General features: G+C 67.3%; 19 protein-coding genes. 10 read left to right on the forward strand and 9 right to left on the reverse strand.

All coding sequences use genetic code 11. The annotated features are described in order from the left end of the window. The first annotated feature begins 224 nt into the window (after positions 1-224). From V3B46_RS05115 to V3B46_RS05125, 3 genes are all read left to right on the forward strand, one after another. Positions 225-1,703 (forward strand): DNA-3-methyladenine glycosylase 2, encoded by a 1,479-nt coding sequence (locus tag V3B46_RS05115; RefSeq protein ID WP_154262867.1) that lies wholly within the window; start codon positions 225-227, stop codon positions 1,701-1,703. Further along, a complete protein-coding gene (locus V3B46_RS05120) occupies positions 1,700-2,191 on the forward strand; it encodes a methylated-DNA--[protein]-cysteine S-methyltransferase (protein WP_012510484.1) in 492 nt (163 codons plus the stop codon). The genes V3B46_RS05115 and V3B46_RS05120 overlap by 4 nt, the downstream gene beginning before the upstream one ends. Before the next feature lie 421 nt (positions 2,192-2,612). Then, positions 2,613-3,863: an alkaline phosphatase family protein gene (locus tag V3B46_RS05125; protein WP_329891286.1), complete on the forward strand. Its 1,251-nt coding sequence runs from the start codon at positions 2,613-2,615 to the stop codon at positions 3,861-3,863. 149 nt (positions 3,864-4,012) lie between these two features. On the opposite strand, the gene V3B46_RS05130 is transcribed toward V3B46_RS05125, so the two are convergent. Further along, positions 4,013-4,192 (reverse strand): 30S ribosomal protein THX, encoded by a 180-nt coding sequence (locus tag V3B46_RS05130; RefSeq protein ID WP_004150462.1) that lies wholly within the window; start codon positions 4,190-4,192, stop codon positions 4,013-4,015. Between the two features lie 110 nt (positions 4,193-4,302). After that, complete coding sequence (locus V3B46_RS05135; RefSeq protein ID WP_008264835.1) at positions 4,303-4,716, reverse strand: MerC domain-containing protein; 414 nt, start codon at positions 4,714-4,716, stop codon at positions 4,303-4,305. 135 nt (positions 4,717-4,851) lie between these two features. On the opposite strand from V3B46_RS05135, the gene V3B46_RS05140 reads away from it, so the two are divergent. The 5 genes from V3B46_RS05140 to V3B46_RS05160 all read left to right on the forward strand — a co-directional run bounded on the left by V3B46_RS05140 (position 4,852) and on the right by V3B46_RS05160 (position 11,431). Next, a complete protein-coding gene (locus tag V3B46_RS05140) occupies positions 4,852-7,056 on the forward strand; it encodes a TonB-dependent receptor (RefSeq protein ID WP_154262865.1) in 2,205 nt (734 codons plus the stop codon). Positions 7,057-7,235: 179 nt separating this feature from the next. Continuing rightward, the gene (locus V3B46_RS05145) at positions 7,236-7,802 is read left to right on the forward strand and encodes a DUF4303 domain-containing protein (RefSeq protein ID WP_329891287.1); all 567 of its coding nucleotides are present in this window, start codon (positions 7,236-7,238) and stop codon (positions 7,800-7,802) included. 224 nt (positions 7,803-8,026) lie between these two features. Continuing rightward, positions 8,027-8,593, forward strand: a complete 567-nt coding sequence (locus V3B46_RS05150) for a TetR/AcrR family transcriptional regulator (RefSeq protein ID WP_154262863.1) — start codon at positions 8,027-8,029, stop codon at positions 8,591-8,593. Next, positions 8,593-10,266, forward strand: a complete 1,674-nt coding sequence (locus tag V3B46_RS05155) for an MFS transporter (RefSeq protein WP_329891288.1) — start codon at positions 8,593-8,595, stop codon at positions 10,264-10,266. Before V3B46_RS05150 ends, V3B46_RS05155 begins: the two co-directional genes overlap by 1 nt. Positions 10,267-10,276: 10 nt before the next feature. Further along, on the forward strand, positions 10,277-11,431 hold the full coding sequence (locus tag V3B46_RS05160) for an HlyD family secretion protein (RefSeq protein ID WP_329891289.1): 1,155 nt from the start codon (positions 10,277-10,279) through the stop codon (positions 11,429-11,431). A gap of 86 nt (positions 11,432-11,517) precedes the next feature. Here V3B46_RS05160 and V3B46_RS05165 read toward each other — a convergent pair whose 3' ends face one another. From V3B46_RS05165 to creB, 7 genes are all read right to left on the reverse strand, one after another. Further along, the gene (locus tag V3B46_RS05165; RefSeq protein WP_004150412.1) at positions 11,518-12,009 is read right to left on the reverse strand and encodes a Fur family transcriptional regulator; all 492 of its coding nucleotides are present in this window, start codon (positions 12,007-12,009) and stop codon (positions 11,518-11,520) included. Positions 12,010-12,043: 34 nt separating this feature from the next. Further along, the gene (gltX, locus tag V3B46_RS05170) at positions 12,044-13,447 is read right to left on the reverse strand and encodes a glutamate--tRNA ligase (protein ID WP_329891290.1); all 1,404 of its coding nucleotides are present in this window, start codon (positions 13,445-13,447) and stop codon (positions 12,044-12,046) included. Between the two features lie 153 nt (positions 13,448-13,600). Then, positions 13,601-15,178: a M20/M25/M40 family metallo-hydrolase gene (locus tag V3B46_RS05175; RefSeq protein WP_329891291.1), complete on the reverse strand. Its 1,578-nt coding sequence runs from the start codon at positions 15,176-15,178 to the stop codon at positions 13,601-13,603. A gap of 170 nt (positions 15,179-15,348) precedes the next feature. Beyond that, a complete protein-coding gene (locus V3B46_RS05180; RefSeq protein WP_154262856.1) occupies positions 15,349-15,759 on the reverse strand; it encodes a hypothetical protein in 411 nt (136 codons plus the stop codon). A gap of 10 nt (positions 15,760-15,769) precedes the next feature. Next, positions 15,770-17,089, reverse strand: a complete 1,320-nt coding sequence (gene creD, locus V3B46_RS05185; RefSeq protein ID WP_329891292.1) for a cell envelope integrity protein CreD — start codon at positions 17,087-17,089, stop codon at positions 15,770-15,772. Between the two features lie 81 nt (positions 17,090-17,170). Then, positions 17,171-18,631 (reverse strand): two-component system sensor histidine kinase CreC, encoded by a 1,461-nt coding sequence (gene creC, locus V3B46_RS05190; protein WP_154262852.1) that lies wholly within the window; start codon positions 18,629-18,631, stop codon positions 17,171-17,173. Between the two features lie 3 nt (positions 18,632-18,634). Beyond that, complete coding sequence (gene creB / locus V3B46_RS05195) at positions 18,635-19,360, reverse strand: two-component system response regulator CreB (protein ID WP_154262851.1); 726 nt, start codon at positions 19,358-19,360, stop codon at positions 18,635-18,637. Between the two features lie 35 nt (positions 19,361-19,395). On the opposite strand from creB, the gene V3B46_RS05200 reads away from it, so the two are divergent. Further along, positions 19,396-20,253, forward strand: a complete 858-nt coding sequence (locus V3B46_RS05200; protein ID WP_024958156.1) for a 23S rRNA (adenine(2030)-N(6))-methyltransferase RlmJ — start codon at positions 19,396-19,398, stop codon at positions 20,251-20,253. A 95-nt stretch (positions 20,254-20,348) separates the two neighbouring features. Then, on the forward strand, positions 20,349-20,894 hold the full coding sequence (locus V3B46_RS05205; protein ID WP_004150340.1) for a GNAT family N-acetyltransferase: 546 nt from the start codon (positions 20,349-20,351) through the stop codon (positions 20,892-20,894). Positions 20,895-20,935 lie beyond the last annotated feature (41 nt).

The following is a 20,935-nucleotide window of genomic DNA, read 5'->3' on the forward strand; positions in this document are numbered from 1 at the left end:
GGGGGTGGGGGGGCCCCCCCCCCGGCGGGGCCCCCCCCCCCCCCCCCCGGCCCGCCCCCCCCCCCCCCCCCCCCCCCCCCCCCACCCCGCCCACCCGCAGGAAGCCCGCTGTTGCTGTTGCTCTGGCCTCGGCGGGTGCAGGGCGCAGCCCTGCCAGAACCCGCTCCAGCATCCATGTCCGAATCCGGCGAGTATCCCCGCCCGCACACGCCTAGACTGACGCCATGGACACCGCCCTCGCCCTCGACACCGCCGCCTGCGACCGCGCCCGCCTGGCCCGCGACGCACGCTTCGACGGTGTGTTCTTCACCGCCGTGCGCAGCACCGGCATCTATTGCCGCCCCGTGTGCCCGGCACCGCCACCGAAGCCGCGCAACATCACTTACTACCCGACTGCGGCCGCTGCTGCGGCAGCCGGTTACCGCCCGTGCCTGCGGTGCCGCCCCGAGCTGGCACCGCAGGCGCAGCAGGCACTGGCCGGGCAGACCGTGCAGCGCGCACTGGCCCTGATCCATGGTGGCTTCCTGCAGGAACAGCCGGTAGCCGACCTCGCAGAGAAGATCGGACTCAGCGCGCGCCAGCTGCAGCGCCTGTTCGTCGAACATCTGGGCGCAACGCCAGGCCAGATCCACGCCACCCATCGGCTGCTGCTGGCCAAGCAACTGCTGACCGAGACCACGCTGCCGGTGACCGACGTCGCGCTGGCCGCCGGCTACAACAGCCTGCGCCGTTTCAATACGGCCTTCCTGCAGGGTTGTGGCATGGCACCGACCGCACTGCGTCGCCAGCACCAGCCGCTGGCCGCCGACGATGGCTGCCTGGTACTGCGCCTGGCATACCGGCCACCATTGGACTTTCCACGCATGCTGGCCTTCCTGCGCAAGCGCAGCCTGCCCGGCATCGAGCTGATCGGCGAAGACAGCTACCAGCGCGTGCTCGGCACGCCGGAGCGCCCCACCCTGCTGCGCGTCACCGCCGACCCGAAGCGCCCGGAACTGCGCCTGCATCTGGGCGCGGTCGATCCGCGCCTGATTCCGGACATCGTGCGCCGCGTGCGTCGCGTGTTCGATCTGGATGCCGACCTGCAGCAGGTCCACGCCGCACTGGATGAGGAACCCTTGCTGGCGCGAGGCATCGCCGAGCGCCCCGGGCTGCGCGTACCCGGCGGCTGGGATGGCTTCGAGGTGGGCGTACGCGCCGTGCTCGGACAGCAGGTCAGCGTGGCCGCGGCCACCACCTTCGCGCGGCGCCTGGTCGATGCCTATGGCGCACACCTGCCGGGCATGCCATCGGAATTCGATCGCCAGTTCCCCGCGCCCGAGGTGCTGGCTGAGGCACCGCTGGAATCGATCGGCCTGCCGCGCAGCCGCGCCGCCACCGTGCGCGCACTGGCCGCCGCCTGCGCCAGCGGCGCGCTCGACTTCGGGCCCGGACAGGCACTGGAAGAGTTCGTTGCGCGCTGCGTGGCACTGCCCGGCATCGGCCCGTGGACTGCGCAGTACATCGCCCTGCGCGGGCTCGGCCAGCCCGATGCCTTCCCCGCCGGCGACCTGGTACTGCAGCAGGTGCTCGGCCACGCGCAGGGCCAGCGCCTGAGCGAACGCGCGACCGAAGCACGCTCGCAGCCGTGGCGCCCCTGGCGCGCCTATGCCGTGCTGCATCTTTGGCACCTGTCCGGCACTTTCGTTGGAGAACCGACATGACTTTGTTGTTCGATCGTTTCGACAGCCCGATCGGCGTGCTGACCATCGCCGGTGACGAACGTGGCCTGTCCCATGTGCTGTTCCCGGAAAACCGCCACCCGGCGCGCGGGCGCGACGACTGGCACTACGCGCCGGATGCACTGCCGGAAGCACGCGAGCAGCTGCTGCAGTTCCTGCACGGTGAACGCAGCAGCTTCGACCTGGAGCTGGCGCCACGCGGCACGCCGTTCCAGCTGCGCGTGTGGCAGGCGCTGGCGCTGATCCCGTTCGGCCAGACCTGGAGCTACCTGCAGCTGGCGCAGCATCTGGGCCAGCCCAGTGCGACCCGCGCCGTCGGCGCTGCCAACGGCCGCAACCCGCTGCCGATCATCCTGCCCTGCCATCGTGTGATCGGCAGCAACGGCGCGCTGACCGGCTTCGGTGGCGGCCTGGAAACCAAGGCCGCGCTGCTGCGGCTGGAACAACGCCAGGCCCCGCTGTTCGCTTGAGAGGGCTGGCCGGGCTGCGCCCGGCACCCGCAGAGGCCAGAGCAACAGCAACAGCGGACTTCCTGCGCGGAGGCAGGGTGGGTCCGGTTGCAGGGGACGCTGCAAGTACGTCCCTGTAAGCTCGGTCGCGCCATCCATGGCGCTCACGCCCCTGCAACCGGGCCCACCCCGCCTTCGACAGGTTCCTGCGATCTGTCCGAACGTCATTCTGCGCAACTGTTGGTAGGTGTCGACCTTGGTCGACACGGTAGATCCACGCCATGCGGGGATGGAAGCATCAGGAACATGCCTGGGGAAAAGCCCCCTTCTTGTTGAAGGGGGCGCGCCGATGGCGCGGGGATAGGGAAAAATGCGCGCACACGCTGCGCCCTTCGGCGCAGCGTGTCTTGGGGTGGTCATTGCACCGGCTTATCATGCGCGGATGACTTCCGTACGCCTGACCTGCGCGCTGGCGCTGCTGCTGCCATTGGCCGCCTGCACCACCGCGCCCGCCCCTTCCGCCTCCGCTCCCACCGCTGTCGCTGCGGCTGCGCCGCCGAAGCTGCTGCTGATCTCCATCGACGGCCTGCGCGCCGATGCGCTGGACCGCGGCCTGACCCCGAACCTGCAACGCCTGATCGACGGCGGCGTGCGTGCACGCTGGATGACCCCGTCCTATCCGTCGCTGACCTTCCCCAACCACTACACCATCGTCACCGGCCTGCGCCCGGACCACCACGGTATCGTCAACAACAGCATGGACGATCAAGCACTGGGCCGGTTCGAGCTGAGCAATCGCGAAGCGGTCACCACCAGCGGCTGGTGGGGCGGCGAACCAATATGGGTCGGCGCTGAGAACGCCGGGGTTCGTTCGGCCACCACCTCGTGGCCGGGCAGTGAATCGGAAATCCGCGGTGTGCGCCCGAGCCAGTGGCGCGTTTACGACGGCAAGGAACCGCTGGAGCAGCGCGCCGGCATCGTGCTCGATTGGCTTGCACAGACCGACGCCGATGCCCCCCGCCTGACCACGCTGTACATGGAACACGTGGACAAGGCAGGTCACAACTACGGCCCCGAGTCGAAGCAGTACGCCGACGCCATCGTGCGCGCCGACCAGATCGTCGGCCAGGTACTCGATGGACTGCAGCAGCGCGGCCTGGCTGCGACCACCAACGTGATTGTGGTCTCCGACCATGGCATGGCCAGCGTCCCGGTCGGCCAGGTGATCTCCACCGAATCAATGGCCGCCCCGGCCATCGCGCGCAATGTCAGCCAGGGCCAGTCGGTGGGTTTTGCGCCGTTGCCCGGTCACGAAGCCGCCGCCGAACGCGCTCTGCTCGGCCGCCACGCGCACTACGAGTGCTGGAAGAAGGAGAACCTGCCGGCGCGCTTGCACTACGGCACGCATCCGCGCGTTCCCGCCATCGTCTGCGTGATGGATGAAGGCTGGGATGCCCTGCATCAGGAGAAGATCGCCAAGCGAGACCATCAGGATCGTGGCTCGCATGGCTACGACAATGCCCTGCCCTCCATGCGCGCGGTATTCGTGGCCAGCGGCCCGTCGTTCCGCCAGGGCCTGGTGATCGATGGCTTCGACAATGTCGACGTCTACCCGCTGCTGGCACACCTGCTGCAGGTGCCGGCCGCACCGAACGACGGCAATCCGGAAACGCTGAAGAAAACCCTGCGCTGATCCGTTGTAGACCCGAACCCGCGTTCGGCTGCATCCGGCCAGCCGAGCATGGGTTCGGCTCTACAGAGAATCGTGTGCCGGCCTGCGCGCGGGCATAAAAAAACGCGGCGCCAGGCGCCGCGTTTTTCGTTGAACCGGTCTGGGCCGGATCAGGCCTTGGCGACGGCCTTCTTCGCCACAGCCTTCTTCGCCGGAGCCTTGGCCACGGTCTTCTTGGCAACCGGAGCGGCGGCGCCTACGGCGACCTTGCTCGCGGTGTGCGAACGGGCGTTGCCGTAGCTGGCGTTGTAGCGCTTGCCCTTGGCGGTCTTGCGGTCACCCTTACCCATGTCTTCAACTCCTCAAATGTGAAATCTGGTTACCCCGTACTGACACGGGTTCGGCGGGGCCGCCTTGCTGGGCGCCCCCGCGCACGATCGAAAATCCTATCACGGAGCGCCTAGTGCGCGCAGCTGGCGTCGTGCACGTGGCCGTGGTTGAGGCGCAGGTTGACCAGATGGGCAACGCCCACCAGCAGGCCGCCGATGGTCATCACCACCGCATGGGGCACCGCGTTGTGATGCAGCGGGTCGTACAGCACACCGGCCCACAACGCGACCAGGCCGGGGATCAGGAAGCCCAACGCGCGCAGCGCACCGTGACGGCGGTAGCCCCAGACCAGGCTGAACAGCCCCAGCAGGGTCACGAACACCACCAGCGCCTGTTCCACGCCATCGCTCAGCCAGAACGACAGCCCCAGCGACGGCGCCGCCGCCAGCAGCACGGGGATCACCGCGCAATGCACGGCGCACAGCATCGAACCAGTGGCACCGAAACGGTCGAGCAGGTGGCGCAGGCGTGAGGACAGGGACATGACTTCCAGCAGGGTCGGCGAATCGTTATGGAATAATATAACATCCCTCCCCGACCCGCACGGTTTCCCTCCCCCTGTCCCGCTGACGGGATACGTGCGCCCAGCGATTGATACAGTGTAACAAAGGACCCACCGATGCCTGCCCGTACCCCGCGATTGAAGCCGCATTCCCTCGCCCTGGCCCTGACCGCCCTGCTTCCGACCGTTGCCTTCGCCGCCAGCGAAGACGATTCCCATCGTGACCGCCACCTGACTGAGCTGTCGTCGGTGCAGGTCACCGCGTCGCCGCTGCAGGGCGATGCCGAATCGCTGGCGCGCCCGGTGGACGTGCTGGCCGGTGAGCGCCTGGACGAGCAGAAGGCCGGCACCCTCGGCGATACCGTGGCCAAGCTGCCCGGCGTGCAGAGCACCTTCTTCGGCCCTGGCGTCGGCCGCCCGATCATCCGCGGACAGGAAGGCCCGCGCGTGGCCGTGCTGTCCAACGGCATGGGCAACATGGATGCGTCCACGGTCAGTGCCGATCACGCCACCAGCATCGAGCCGTTCCTGGCCGACCAGATCGAAGTGCTGAAGGGTCCGGCCACGCTGCTGTTCGGCAGCGGCGCGATCGGTGGTGCGGTCAATGTGGTCGATGGCCGCATCGCGCGCGAACTGCCGGAGCGCCCGCTGAGCGGCCGCGCAGAACTGCGCGGCAATTCGGTGAACAACGAACGCAGCGGCATGTTCCGCCTCGATGGCGTCAGCGGCAATGTCGTGCTGCACGTGGATGGCCTGGTCCGCAATGGCGATGACTACCGCATCCCCGGCTATGCCGTGATCGACAGCCTTGAAGATCATCACGATCACGACCATGACCACGCGGGCGAGGAAGGCGAAGAGCCGCGCCGCGGCCGCCTCGACAACAGCTCGATCCGCACCCGCGCCGGCGGTGTCGGCGCAACGTGGCTGGGCGACGGCGGCTACTTCGGCGTATCCGCCAGCACCTACCGCACCAACTACGGCATTCCCAATGGCGCGCACGTGCACGCCGATGGTGATGATCATGGCCATGACCACGGTCACGACCATGGCGATGAAGAAGAAGGCGGCGACGAGCATGACGTGCGCATCGACATGGTGCAGAACCGCTTCGAGACCAAGGCCGGTATCTACAACCCGGTCTCGTTCCTGAAGAACATCAACGCACGCGTGGCCTACACCGACTACGAGCACGTGGAGCTGGAAGCCGGCACGCCGTCCACCCGCTTCACCAACCGCGGCATTGAAGCGCGCCTGGAAGCCGTGCAGCAGCAGATCGGCGGCTGGGACGGTGCGTTCGGCCTGCAGTTCGGCAACAGCGATTTCGGTGCCAAGGGCGAAGAGGCGTTCGTACCGGATACCGGCACGAAGAACATCGGCCTGTTCGTGCTGCAGGAAAAACAGTTCGGCCCGTTCAAGCTGGAACTGGGCGGCCGCCACGACCAGGTCAAGCTCGACCCGACCGGCGACTATCGCCGCCGCACGTTCGGCGCCACCAACCTGTCTGCCGCCGGTATCTGGAAGCTCAACGACGCTGTTGACCTGCGCATCGGCGTGGACAGCTCCGAGCGTGCACCGACCAACGAAGAGCTGTACGCCGCTGGCGCGCACATCGCCACCCGCTCGCTGGAAATCGGCGACACCAACCTGAAGACCGAGCGCGGCCAGCGCGTGGAACTGGGTATCCACACCCACAGCGAGCGCCTGGATTTCTCCGCGTCGATCTACCAGACCAGGTTCAAGGACTTCATCTACCTGGCCGACACCGGCGTCACCGAGGGCCTGCCGGTCCGCGCCTGGACCCAGCAGGACGCGGTGTTCCGCGGCGCCGAAGCCGAAGCGCTGGTGCACCTGTTCGAGGGCGGTGCCGGTGACTGGGATCTGCGCCTGTTCGGCGACTACGTGAAGGCCAAGCTGGATGGCAGCGGCAGCCGCAACCTCGACATTGCCGTACCGCATGGCGACCACAACCACAACTACTCGGTGGAGCTGGCCAACACCGGCTACCTGCCGCGCATCGCCCCGGCCCGCGTCGGTGCCGACCTGCGCTGGTCGAAGGACGGCTGGCGCGCCTCGGTAGGTGCGGTCCGCTACAGCCGCCAGAAGGATGTCGCCCAGAACGAAGCCCCGAGCGACGGCTACACCCTGGTCGACGCGCATGTGGCCTACCGCTGGGACCGCAACGCGAGCAACAGCTATGAGGTGTTCCTGGATGGCAGCAACCTGACCAACCGCGAAGTGCGCCCGCACACCTCGCTGCTGCGCGACTACTCGCCGCTGCCGGGCCGTGGTGTCGCATTCGGCATCCGCGCGTTCTTCTGATCGCGTCGTGGGGTCGGATCCCTTTCCGAAGGAAAGGGCTCTGCCCCCAGGCAACCCTGACACAACCAAACATTTCCTGGCGACGTTCATCGCCGTTCTCTCCCGGGGGCCTCATGGCCCCCGTTTTTTATGTCGTGCAGACTGTGCGTAGCCACGTTGCTCCTCTCCGAACCACACACATGCAGGTTCCACCTCCGCGTATCCCAACCCAAGACATGCTTCGCGATGCACTGATCTCAGCGATCAGGACCGCCGTCGCCGAGTTGAAGGAGACGGATGAGCACTTCTACTACGTTGCACTCATGACCACGGGCGAAGCATTGGCTCCAGTGCTTTGCGCCTGGTCGTCAGAGGCACTGCAACGCACTGCCGATGCTCCGTTTCCGCTTGAGGCATCAAGCGACTTGAAATGGAGCTGCATTGACGCTCCCTACTTCGATGTCGGCAGGGAGGCCCTCGATCCGGTGCACGCGCTATTTGCTGCTCGTCCGGCCATGAATCCGTTCATGCCGGAAGCAGATTGGATGGAGGAATACGCGATCCGACTTGGCGCGATGGAGGAGGCCCTGCATGCGCTGGACACTGAAGGCTTCTTTGGAACCGGCTTCGCTCGCGAAACGGTGTTGATCAATGTCGAAGTGATCCCACCCGACCACAGCAACATCCTCCGCGCGCGTCGTCTGAATCCAAGGGCGGCGCTGGCCCGCTGGCTGTCGGAAGTGGCCGATCCGACAGATGCGCAATAGGCGCGACCTTAGGGTCATTCATCCACGCATGGCGTGGAACTACTGACCCCGGGCGGTCATTTCCTGGCGATGTTCCATGCCGTTCTCTTCCGGAAGCCTTCTGGCCCCGCTTTTCGCCACGGCTTCATCACGCATCCGTCACAAAGATGTGCGTACGACAACAAGCGGACAATCCCGTCACTCAAAGTCTCTCCAATCGGACACCTTTGTCCGAAAATGAATCCATGACAGCCCAACGTGCCGATGCTGCTGCCCGCCGTGCCCTCATCCTCGACGCCGCCGATCATGTGTTCGGCCAACACGGTGTCACCGCCCCGCTGGACCTGGTGGTCGAACGCGCCCAGGTGGGCCGCGCCACCCTGTACCGCAACTTCCCCGACCGCACCGCGCTGATCCAGGCGCTGCTGCAACGTACGGTCGACCGCATCAGGCGCCAGGTCGAGCAGCTCGGCGACCGCGACGATGCCCTGTTCGAGGTGTTCGAGGGCATGGCCCAGCGCATCATCGATTCGCCGGCATTGGCCGATTACTGGCGCGCGGTGGATCCGGACGTGCCGGCCATGCGCACCGCGCGCGAGACCGTGCGCGACCTGCTGGAAGCACCGATCGCCCGTGCCAAGGCTGCCGGCCTGTGCCGTGCCGACCTGGAGAAGACGGATATTTCACTGATCTCGGGCATGCTGGGGGCGGCCCTGCGCGGCAAGACCCGCGACGAGCGCGCCCACCTGGCCGGGCGCGCCCTGCAGCTGCTGCGCGGGGGTCTCCAGGGAGCAGCCAGCGAGGCCCGCTGATGGTCCAGCCGTATCTGAAGCCGGTTCCGGATTGGGAGGAGCACGAGAAGCCGACCATGCCGGGTTCGGCTTCGATGCCCTGGCATCCCCCCTATCGACGCGTGGCCTATGCACTGGTGTCGCTGCTGGTGGCGATCACCGGCGGTCTCGGCAATGCGCTGGTCACCGCCAACCTGCCCTTCCTGCAGGGCCAGCTGGCACTGACCCCGACCCAGGGCAGCTGGCTGGTGGCGGCCTATGCAATGGTCAACGTCACGGCCAACCTGCTGGCCTTCAAGTTCCGCCAGCAGTACGGCATTCGCCTGTTCGCCGAGATAGGCCTGGGCCTGTATGCGGCGCTGGCGGTGCTGCACCTGTTCGTCGGCAGCTTCGAGACCACGATGCTGACCCGCGCCGCCAGCGGCTTCGCTGGCGCGGCCTGTTCGACACTGGGCACGCTGTACATGCTGCAGGCGCTGCCACGCCGCTTCACCGGTAACCTGCTGGTGGTTGGCGTCGGCCTCTCGCAGCTGGCGGTGCCGATCGCCTGGATCGTGTCGCCGGGCCTGGTCGATACCGGCCAGTGGCACCAGCTGTACTCGTTCGAAGCCGGGCTGGCACTGTGCGCGTTCGCGGCAGTGGTGGTGCTGAAGCTGCCGCCGGGCATCCAGGTGAAGGCGTTCGAGCCGCTGGACTTCCTTACCTTCGCCCTGCTCGCACCGGCCGTCGCGCTGCTGGTGATCGTGCTGGCGCAGGGCTACACCCGCTGGTGGCTCAACACGCCATGGCTGGGCTGGGCACTGGTCGCCTCGATCGTGCTGTCCACCACCGCCTTCATCATCGAGCACTATCGGCGCAATCCGCTGCTGCAGATCCGCTGGCTGTCGAAGCTGCCGGTGCTGCACTTCATCGTCGGCGCGTTCCTGATCCGCTTCCTCACCACCGAGCAGTCCTATGGCGTGGTCAACCTGATGCGCACGCTGGGCATGGGTCCGGACCAGATGCGCCCGCTGTTCGTGGTGATCCTCGCGGGCGTGGTCACCGGCATCGCCAGTGCCTCGCTGACCTTCGGCCCTAAGCGGCTGATCGCGCAGTTGCTGATGGCGATCCTGCTGCTCGGCGCTGCCGCCTTCTTCGACCAGCACCGCACCAGCATGGACCGGCCGCACGACTTCTACCTCAGCCAGTTCCTGGCCTCGGTCGGTGCCGGCATGTTCATGGGCCCGTTGATCATGCTCGGCATTTCCGCCGCGCTGAAGCAGGGCGTGGATCACATGATCACCTTCCTGGTGACGCTGTCGATCACGCAGACGCTGGGCGGCCTGGCCGGCTCGGCGGTGCTGGGCACCTTCCAGCTGCATCGCGAGCAGTTGTACTCCAGCGCATTGACCAGCCAGCTCGACCCGGCCGACCCGGTGGTGGCACAACGCTTGCGTATCCAGCAGCAGCTGTACAACGCACAGATCACCGACCCGGTGCTGCGCAGTGCGCAGGGCAGCGCGCAGCTGGCGCAGACCGCGCGCCGCGAAGCCAACGTGCGTGGCTTCAACGACGTGTTCACGCTGAGCGGTTGGCTGGCGATCGGCTTCCTGGGCTGGTTGCTGCTGCTGTCGCTGCGCACCGCCGTGCTCAAGCAATGGCGCAAGCGCCACCCCACTTCCCCCGCTGCGGCCACGCCGGCCGCGCCCCGCTGAGTTCCCCCCAATGCCTCCCGTCCCGCCCCGACCCGACGACGCCGACAACGTCACTCCACCGCCGCCGACCGATGCGGCGCCTGCGCCCACGCCGGCGGCACCGGCTGCCGCGCCGAAATACCTCAAGCCCAGCGCGCGCAGCGTGGTGGTGATGGTGGTGGTCGCCCTGCTGGGCATCGCGCTGATCCTGCGCGCCTGGCACCTGTGGCCGTTTACCAGCAGCGTGATGGTGACCGACAACGCCTATGTACGCGGACAGATCACGGTGATGGCGCCACAGGTGAACGGCTACGTGACCGAAGTGCTGGTGAAGGACTTCCAGCACGTGAGGGAGGGCGAGCCGCTGCTGCGCATCGATGACCGCATCTACACGCAGCGTGTCGCCCAGGCGCAGGCGACGCTGGACAGCGCACGCGCAGCACTGGCCAACTCGGACCAGTCGCAGGCGCAGAACCGTGCGCAGATCGCTTCGGCGCACGCCACGCTGTCGGCGGGCCAGGCCGAGCTGCAGCGCTCGCGCAATGAATTGAAACGCTACGAGGAACTGGCCGCGCAGCAGCTGGTATCGATCAACGACCGCGACAAGTTCCGCACTACCCAGGCCTCGGCACAGGCCAGCGTGCAGCAGTCGCAGGCGCAGATCCGCATCGCCGAGGAAACGCTGGTGTCGACCCAGGTGGCGCGCAAGAGCCTGGAGGCACAAGTGGAAAGCGCACAGGCACAACTGGAACTGGCGCGCATCGACCTGGCCAACACGGTGATCCACGCACCGCGCGACGGCCAGATCAGCGAAGCCAGCGTGCGCGTGGGCCAGTACGTCGCCGCCGGTTCGCAGCTGCTGTTCCTGGTGCCTGACACGCTGTGGGTGGTGGCCAACTACAAGGAAGGCCAGACCTGGGGCATGGCGATCGGTCAGCCGGCCACGTTCTCGGTGGACGCGTTCCAGGGCCAGGTGCTGCGCGGCCGCGTGCAGGAGATCGCACCCGCCACAGGTTCGGAGTTCAGCGTGCTGCGCCCGGACAACGCCAGCGGCAACTTCACCAAGGTGGTGCAGCGGCTGCCGGTGCGCATCTCGATTGATCCCGGCCAGAAACTGGCGGCAAGGCTACGGCCGGGCATGTCGGTGATCGCGCGCGTGGATACTGCGACCAAGCCGATGGATTAAGGTTCAAGCCCGGTTGCGCCGATATGAAACGGGGTCAGATCCCTTTGCCAATGGCAAAGGGATCTGACCCCAATCCCGCCCTGCCTTCAGCCTGCGCAGCGCGCGCAGAGGCCGTGCACTTCCAGAGTCTGTGCCTGCGGCTGGAAACCCAGCTCCTTGGCGCGCTTCTCCAGCTGGGTGACGATCTCGCGGTCTTCCAGCTCCACCGCGCTGTGGCAGCTGTTGCAGATCAGGAACGGCACCGAGTGCGCGGCACTGCTGGGATGGTGGCAGGCCACGAAGGCATTGACCGATTCCAGCTTGTGCACGAAGCCATTGGCCATCAGGAAGTCGAGCGCGCGGTAGACGGTGGGCGGGGCGTCAGCGCCCACGCCCTTGCCGTTGCGCACCCATTCCAGCAGTTCATAGGCCTTGACCGGCTTGCCGGCCTCGGCGATCAGCTTCAGCACGTTGGCGCGGATCGGGGTCAGGCGCAGCCCGCGTTCGCGCGAGACACGCTCGACCACCGCCACGAAATCCGATGCGTCGTGGACGTGGTGGTGCGGGGCGGTACAGGCAGTGGCGGTCTTGGCGGGCATGCGTGTTCTCCGGTTCGGGCCTGGCAAGGATGCCTCAGGCCGTTGCTACCTTGGTGATGGCCACATCAATGCGTTTCAAGGCCTGCTCGCGGCCGGCCAGGTACACGGTATGGGAAATGTCAGGACTGACCTGGGTGCCGGTGATGGCCACGCGCAGCGGCTGGGCGACCTTGCCCATGCCGATCTCCAGCGCGGCGGCCGCATCGTGCAGGGCCACGCCCACCGATTCGGCGGTCCACTCCGGCAGGGCGGCCAGCAGCTCGCGGGCCTTGCCCAGCGCCACCTCGGCACCGGCCTTGAAGTGCTTGGCCACCGCCGCTTCGTCGTACTCGGTCAGCGGCTGGTACCAGACCACGGCCTTCTCGGCCATTTCCTTCAGGGTCTGCACGCGTTCACGCAGGGCGATCACCACATCCTCCGGGGCGGGGCCGGCGGCCACGTCCAGGCCCAGCTTCTGCAGCTGGTAGACCAGGTGCGGCACGATCGCGGCCACGTCCTCGGTCTTCAGGAAGTGCTGGTTGACCCAGCCCAGCTTGGCCATGTCCAGGCGCGAGGCCTTGGAATTACAGTCCTTCACGTCGAACAGGTCGATCAGCTCCTGGCGGCTGAACAGCTCCTGGTCACCGTGCGACCAGCCCAGGCGGGCCAGGTAGCTCAGCAGCGCGTCGGGCAGGTAGCCGGCGTCCTTGTACTGCATCACGTCGGCCGCGCCGGTGCGCTTGGACAGCTTGGCGCCCTGCTCGTCGAGGATCATCGGCATGTGGCCGAACTTCGGCACCGGCGCGCCGATGCCTTCGTACAGGTTGATCTGGCGCGGGGTGTTGTTGATGTGGTCGTCGCCGCGGATGACCTCGGTGATGCCCATGTCCCAGTCGTCCACCACCACCGCGAAGTTGTAGGTGGGGTAGCCGTCCGGGCGGAAGATGACCATGTCATCCAGCTCGCTGTTGGCGATCTCGATACGGCCCTTGATCAGGTCGTCGAACACCACCGTGCCTTGCAGCGGGTTCTTGAAGCGGATGACGCGGTTCGGGTCGTCCTTGCGCGGCAGGCCCAGTTCGCGTGCAGCGCCGTTGTAGCGCGGCTTCTCCTGCCTGGCCATGGCGGCCTCGCGTATCGCGTCCAGCTCTTCGCGGGTTTCATAGGCGTAGTACGCCTTGCCGTCGGCCACCAGCTGCTCGGCCACCTCCAGGTAACGGGCGACGCGGTCGGTCTGGTAGATCGGGCCTTCGTCGTAATCCAGGCCCAGCCACTCCATCGCCTCCAGGATCGCGTCGATCGCACCCTGGGTGCTGCGTTCACGGTCGGTGTCCTCGATGCGCAGCACGAACTCGCCGCCACGGTGGCGGGCCTCCAGCCAGCAGTACAGCGCGGTGCGGGCACCGCCGATGTGCAGGTAACCGGTGGGGCTGGGGGCGAAGCGGGTGCGGCAGGTCATGGACGGCTCGAGGAACGGGAATCCCCCGATTTTACCAGCCCTCCGCCCCCGACGGAAAAAGGGGACGGAGGGGATCAAGCCGCGATTGCCCAGCCGCTGGGCCTGCAACCGGGAAACGGAGGGGAGAAACGACTTAATCCCCTCCGTCCCCTTTTACGGTTCTACCTTGCGCGGGAAGGGCTGCTCGCGCATCGCAGCGTTGTAGGCGAACGAGGCGACGATGGCCGCGGCCTGCTTCAGGTCTTCCGGTTCGGCGTGGTCCCAGGTGTCCAGGTGGCTGTGGTGGACATTGGTGAAGTAGTCCAGCCGGTCCTGGATGAACTGGAAGCCCGGCAGGCCGATGCGGTCGAAACTGATGTGGTCGGTGCTGCCGGTGTTGCGGGTCGCCACGGTGGTGGCACCCACGTCATGGAACGGCGCCAGCCAGGCTTCGAAGATCGGCATCGCCGCCAGGTTTTCCTGCGCATAGATGCCACGGAAGCGGCCCGAGCCGTTGTCCATGTTGAAGTAGACCTGGAACTTGCCGTAGTCGCGGGTCTTCTGCAGTGCACCGGTCGGCTCGCGCAGCGAGGCCGGCAGCGCTTTCTGGGCCGGGTCGGTGGGTTCCGGGAAACGACCGAAGTGATTGGCCACATAAGCCTGCGAGCCGATCAGGCCCTGTTCCTCACCGCTCCACAGCGCCACGCGGATGGTGCGCTTGGGCTTGGCGCCGGTGGCCTTGAGGATGCGCATCGCTTCCATCATCACCGCCACGCCCGCGGCATTGTCGGCCGCGCCGGTGCCGCTGTGCCACGAATCCAGGTGCGCGCCGATCATCACCACTTCATCGCGCTTGCTGCTGCCGCGGATCTCGGCCAGCGTGTTGTAGCCGGGCTGGTCGGCCTCGTCGGTGAAGCGTGCGGCCACATTCACGCGCAGGCGCACGGTCTGCTTGGCCTCCAGTGCGCGCACCAGCGGATTGAAGTGTTCGCTGATCATCGCCAGCTCGGGAATGCCCACCGACTCACCCGCCTTGCGCGAGCCACCACCGGCAACGCGGATGATGCCGTTGTCCCAGCTGCTGATGCTGATCGAGGCCAGCGCGCCTTCTTCCACGAAGAACGCATTGACCTTGGTCGCCAGCTGCTGGCGTTCCTGGTACTCCTTGACCCGCTTGGCACGCTCGGCGGTGGCATCCTTGTCCTTGGGCAGGGTGAACTCCTGCAGGCCTTCCAGCGAGGTGGCGTCGTGCCGATGCGAATCCGCCTCGGTGCCGCGCTTGTACTCGCGCGCCTCGCCGAGCAGCAGGATCTTGCCGCGCAGCTTGCCACGGTACTTCTCGATGTCTTCGGGCTTCTTGATCTCGACCTGGACCAGCTCGCCTTCAACCGGTCCCTTGGTGCCCGGCGTCCACGCCTTCGGCAGTGCATGCAGCGGCTGTACGCGATCACCCAGCATCTCCACGCTGGCCGAAGTGAACTCCCAGCCACGGCCAAAGTCGTCGAAGGCTTCGTCGTGGACGTTGTCCAGCTTCCATTCGTTGAACTTGCCGCGGGTCCACGCATTGGCGCGGCCCATCGCCGGCGAGTTGGTCAGGCGCGGGCCGATGCGTTCGGTGAGGTAGCTGAAGGTGTCCATCACCTGCGAACGGTGGAAGGCCTCCTGGCGGATGCGGCTGACCATGTCCAGGTCCACCGGCTCGCGCTGCTGCGCGCCTGCATTGCCACCCATCGCCAGCGCTGCGGCCAGCATGCCCCACTTCAACACATCACACCCCTGCCCTTCGGCTCGATCATCAACCCATCGAGTCTAGCCAGCAGGGGCGCGCCGATACCGTCCCATCGGTCATGGGCGGCATGGAAGCGTGCGAACCAAGGTTCGCACCCACAAGAGAGTGGTTGGCTCGCACCTGCCAAGCCGAATCATCCACTCCATCCCAGCCACAGCTGTGCCCGTTCCGGCAGCAGCAGCAACCAGTGTCGCCGGTCGATGCTGCTGCAGCCGTAAACCGCCGCATGTGCGGGCCAGTCCTCGGGCAGGCCACCGATACCGATCTCGGCCAGCACCTCCGCGCCGGCCTTCCATGGCCGGTAGCGCGGCACCCCGCCGGCCAGCTCACCGCGTCCCTGCCGTGCGCCTTGCAGCCACGCCAATCCCTGCCCCCGCAATCCCTCGCAGGTCACCGCCGCCAGCTGGAAGCGGACCAGGCCGGGGGCGATCCGTGCTCCCGGCAGGGCCGCCAGCACGCCATGTGCCTGCAGCAGTGCATCCACTTCCAGCAGGGCCGGAATGCCCTGCCGTGCCCGTTGCCGCAATCCCTGGCGCCAGCTCATGGCGTGCTCCTTACTTCAGGTCCGCGCCAAGCGCGTACCAGTCCACCCGGCGGGTCACCCACATCGCCAGCGCCAGGATCACGAACAGCAGCAGCGAACCCATCAGCAGCGCGTTGTTTTCCGACACCAGCAGGCCATACAGCGCGCCATACAACACGGTCAGCAGCGCAGCGAAGCCGAGGCCGCGCTTCCAGTGGCCCAGCACGTTGGCCAGGTACACCGCCTGCAGGCCGATACAGGCCACCGCCGAGACCAGGTAGGCCTTCCAGAACGCGATGTGCTCGGACAGGCTGATCAGCAGCAGGAAGAAGATCGCCAGCGCCAGGCCCACCATGAGGTACTGCAGCGGGTGGATGCGCAGCGACCTGATCAGCTCGAACAGGATGAAGCCGACGAAGGTGAGCAGCACGAACAGCACGCCGTATTTCGAGGCACGGTCGGCCTGGGTGTAGGCATCGACCGGATCAACCAGCGACACCGTCACCGCCTGCGACTCGACCGCACCATCATTGCGCAGCTGTCGCTGTGCATCGGAGGCCAGCGAAGACACCGCCCAGCGCGCATCGAAGCCCTGTGCGTCGACGCGACGCTCGTTGGGCAGGAAGGCGCCGCTGAACGACGGATGCGGCCAGCTCGAACGCAGTGCGATCTTGGTGTCATCGCCCACCGGTACCACCGACAGCATGCGGCTGCCATCCAGGCGCAGCTCGAGTTCAACGGTGCTGGCAGCCAACGTGCCGCCCTGCTCCGCAGCGAAACCGGCCACCGGCGCATGCAGGCCTCGCCCCACCTCGCTGGCCGCACCAACGCCCGGCAGCAACCGCAGCTGCTTGCCATCCACGCGCAGGTTCGGCGTACCGACCAGGCCACGCACATCGGAAATGCCCACCGCCACATACGGCTGGCCGTAGCTGCGGCCGGCCTTCACCGGATAGTCGTCTGCAGCGAACGTCGCCTTCATCTGGCCGTTCCAGCTGTATACCGGCACCTTGAACAGGCCGACTTCACGCTGGCTCGGCAGCATCTCGCCGCCCACCTCCAGCGACACCGGCATCTGCAGCCAGTGCCCCTCGGTGACCTGCACCTCGGTCTTCTTGACGCCCAGCGGGTCGACCAGTTCAACCTGCTTGCGTTCCACCCACGGCACCACCCGCACCGGGCCCACCAGCTGCTGTGCACCGGCGCGGCTGTCGGCCACCCGCGAGAAGGCCTCGTCGCGGTACGCACTGCGTTCGTTGATGACCCCGCGGATCATCGTCAGCGGCACCAGCAGCAGCAGGATCAGTCCGCCGACAACGGCGAACCGCAGCAGCATCTTCAGGGATTTCATGGTCCATCCTCGTTGGAGAGGGCTGCAGGATGGACCGCCGCGGTGAGCAGGGTTTGTGGCGAATTTGAAGCGAGTGTGAAGTCAGCGGCGCGGGCGCTGGCCCGGCGCACTCAACGGCAGCCACAGGCTGGCCACGGTGCCGCCGCCCTCGCGGACGTCTACACTGGCGCGCCCATCGTGCAGGCGCGCGACCTCCTGCACGAACGGCAGGCCCAGGCCGGAACTGCGACGCCCGCTGCCGGGCCGCGCCAGCGAATAGAAGCGCTCGAACACCCGCTCACGCGCGTAGTCGGGAATGCCGGCACCACGGTCGGCCACCTGCAGGCGCACGCCCTGCCCATCCACCTCGGCCTGCAGCGCGACCTCCGCGCCGGCCGGCGAGAAGGCAATCGCGTTGTCGATCAGGTTGTGCAGTGCCTGCCGCAGCAGGTAGCCGTCGCCCTGCACCCGCAGATCGGGCACGCTGCCGATGCGGACCTGCACGCCGGCCGCCTGCGCGCGCACCTGCGCGGCGGCCGCGGCATCGGCCAGCAATGCCGGCAGCGCGATCGGGTCACGCGTCTGCAGCCAGCCGTGCTGTTCCACTTCGGCCAGCGCCAGCAGCTTGTCGATGGTCTCGGTCAGCCGCTCCTGCTGGTCGACGATGCTGCGCGCGAAATGCACGCGATCGGCTTCGGGCAGCGGCTCCTGCAGCAGTTCGGCGGCACCGCGGATCGCCGCCAGCGGGCTTTTCATCTCATGCGTCAGCGACTGCACGTACTGCTCGACGTAGGCCTTGCCCTCCAGCTTGCGGCGCATCGTTTCCAGCGCCTGGCCGAGATCGCCGATCTCGTCGCGGCGTCGCCGTGGTGGTGGCACCGGTTCGCCCGCGCTGACCGCGCGTGCATAGCGGCTGAGCTGGCCGAGGCCAGTGGTCAGCCACATCGTCACCAGCACGCCAACCAGCGCCGACAGCCCGATCAGCCAAGCACCGCGCTCGATGATGGCGCGCTGGCTGGCGGCGATGAACGGATCGATGCTGCGGTTCGGCTGGGCCAGGCTGAGCACGCCGATCAGCGTGTGCCCATCGGCCGGGTCATATACCGGCGCCGCCACATGCATCACCGTGTCGCCCTCTTCGCCGGCAATCTCGGGGCTGGAACGCGCGCCGTACTCACCGCGCAGGGTGCGGTAGACATCGTTCCAGCGCGAATTGTCGCGGCCCAGGTCACGGCCCAGCGAGTCGTAGATGACGATGCCCTTGGCATCGGTGATGGTCACCCGGTAATCCAGCGAGCGCTTGGGAAAACGCCAGACCATCGCCTTGAGGTCGCGCTGGCGCGCCTTGGCCAGGTTGCGGGTGAAGCTGCCGCTGCGGATGGTGCCGTCCTTGACGTCGGCGGCGGCCATCTCGGCCAGCACGTTGGCCGCATCGACCAGGGTCGATTCCATCGCCTGGCGCACACCCGGCTTCACCTCGTTGACGAACACGCGCATCACGAAGAACGCGGCGATGCCGGTGATCAGGAAGAAGCCGAGGAACAGCTTCAGTACCAGGCGCATCGGCTAGACCTCCAGCGCGTAGCCGAGGCCACGGTGGGTGCGGATCGGGTCGTCGCTGGCACCGGCCGCGCGCAGCTTGGCACGCAGCGTCTTTACATGGGTGTCGACGGTGCGGTCGGCACTGTCGGCACTGCTGTCCCAGCCGCGGTCCATCAACTGCGCGCGGCTGAGGATGGCACCTGGGCGCTGCAGCAGCGCTTCCAGCAGGGCGTACTCGTAGCGGGTCAGGTCCAGCGCATGGCCGCGGAAGCGGATGCGCCGGCCCTCGCGGTCAATGGCGAACGCGCCATGCTCCTGCCAGCCCGCATCGGCGCTCGGCGCTGCGACGACCGGCGCCGCACGGCGCAGGCGCGCACGCACCCGTGCAACCAGCTCGCGCGGCGAGAACGGCTTGGTCATGTAGTCGTCGGCGCCCAGCTCCAGGCCGAGCACGCGGTCCACTTCGTCGTTGCGCGCGGTCAGGAAGATCACCGGCAGCTGCGCCGCCGGCCCGGCCTGCGCACGCAGCCGCCGGCAGACCTCGAAACCGCCCAGGTCCGGCAGGCCCACGTCCAGCACCACCACGTCGATATCGCCGGCCTGCAGCCGTTGCAGGGCCTCGCCGCCCAGCAGGCAGTGGCTGGCGGCATAGCCCTCGCTGCGCAGCGCATAGAGCACGGTTTCGGCGATGGCGGCTTCGTCCTCGACCACCAGGACATGGGCAACGGGAGCTGTCATGGCGCGCAGCATAGCCGCTGCGGCCGCCGCCCCGTACACTGCCGCCCATGAACTATCGCCACGCCTTCCATGCCGGCAACCACGCCGATGTGCTCAAGCACATCGTGCAGCTGGCCCTGATCGACAGCTTCAAGCGCAAGGACAGCCCGTTCTTCGTGCTCGACACCCACGGCGGCGCCGGCCGCTACCTGCTGGCCAGCGAAGAGAGCCGCAAGACCCTCGAGGCCGAATCCGGGATCATGCGGCTGATGGCCCAGCCCAAGCTGCCGGAGGTGGTCGAGCGCTATCTGAAGGCGGTGCAGGCCGACAATCCGGTGGGCGCCCTGACCAACTACCCGGGCTCGCCGCTGCTGAGCGCACAGGCGATGCGCGCGCAGGACCGCATGGCGGTCTGTGAGCTGCAGGAAGCCGAAACGGCCACGCTGAAGGCCCTGTTCGCCCATGACAGCCGCGTCGACGTGCGGGCGGGCGATGGCTATGCGCTGCTGCGTTCGCTGCTGCCGCCGAAGTTCAACGGCAGCAAGATCGGCCGTGGCCTGGTGCTGATCGACCCGCCCTATGAAGCCCAGGACGCTGAATACCAGGCCGTTCTGGCCGCCCTGGCCGAAACCCTGGCGCGCTGGCCGCAGGCCACGTGTGCCGTCTGGTTCCCGATCAAGCAGCGCCGCACCATCCTGCATTTCCTGCGCAAGGCCACCGCCCTGCCGGTGAAATCGGCGATGACGATCGAGTTCCTGGTGCGCCCGGACGACTCGCCGCTGCGCCTCAACGGCAGTGGCATGCTGCTGCTCAACCCGCCCTGGCAGTTCGACCGGGTGGTCGGCCCGGCCCTGCCGGCGCTGCGCCAGCACCTGGGCGAACCCGGTGCCAGCACCCGCCTGGATTGGCTCAAAGCACCCGAATAACGGCCTTCACGAGGCTGTACCGCCGTGAGCCTTTCGTTCACGGAATGCAGCCCCGGTGATGCCACAATCGATGGACCACCAAGGAATCACCCGGTATGGCCACTCGCAACCGCATGCCGCCCTGGCATGAGATCTTCAAGGCTCCCAGCGGCCACGAGCTGCTGATCCGCCCCATCCGCCCGGAAGATGGCGCACCGCTGCAAGCGGCGTTCAGCTTGTTCGGGCCGGAAGAAATCCGTGATCGTTTCCTGCAGGCGGTGACCGAGCTGTCGCCGGAAACCACCCAGCGCCTGACCCACCCGAACCCCAAGACCGAGATCACCCTGGTCGCTGCCGAATCCCTGCCTGCTGGCGAAGCGGTGGTCGGCGCGGTCGCCCGGGCCTCGATCATCCCCGGTACCCGTGAAGCCGAGTACGCGATCCTGATCAGCCGCTTCCTCATTGGCCAGGGCCTGGGCCGGCAGCTGATGCGCAAGCTGGTGAAGTGGGGCCGCGGCAAGTACCTGGACCGTCTGTACGGCGACGTCGCCGCCGAGAACGAACCGATGAAGCAGCTGGCCGCCTCGCTGGGCTTCAAGCCGGTCCCGCACCCGACTGGCGCCGAGGGCTTGGTGCGGATGGTGCTGGAGCTGGACAACTGAAGGCTGCGCCGGGCGGTCCCTGGCGAGGCATGTTTCAACAG

This window comes from Stenotrophomonas sp. SMYL11 (assembly GCF_036320005.1).
GTDB lineage: Bacteria > Pseudomonadota > Gammaproteobacteria > Xanthomonadales > Xanthomonadaceae > Stenotrophomonas > Stenotrophomonas maltophilia_A.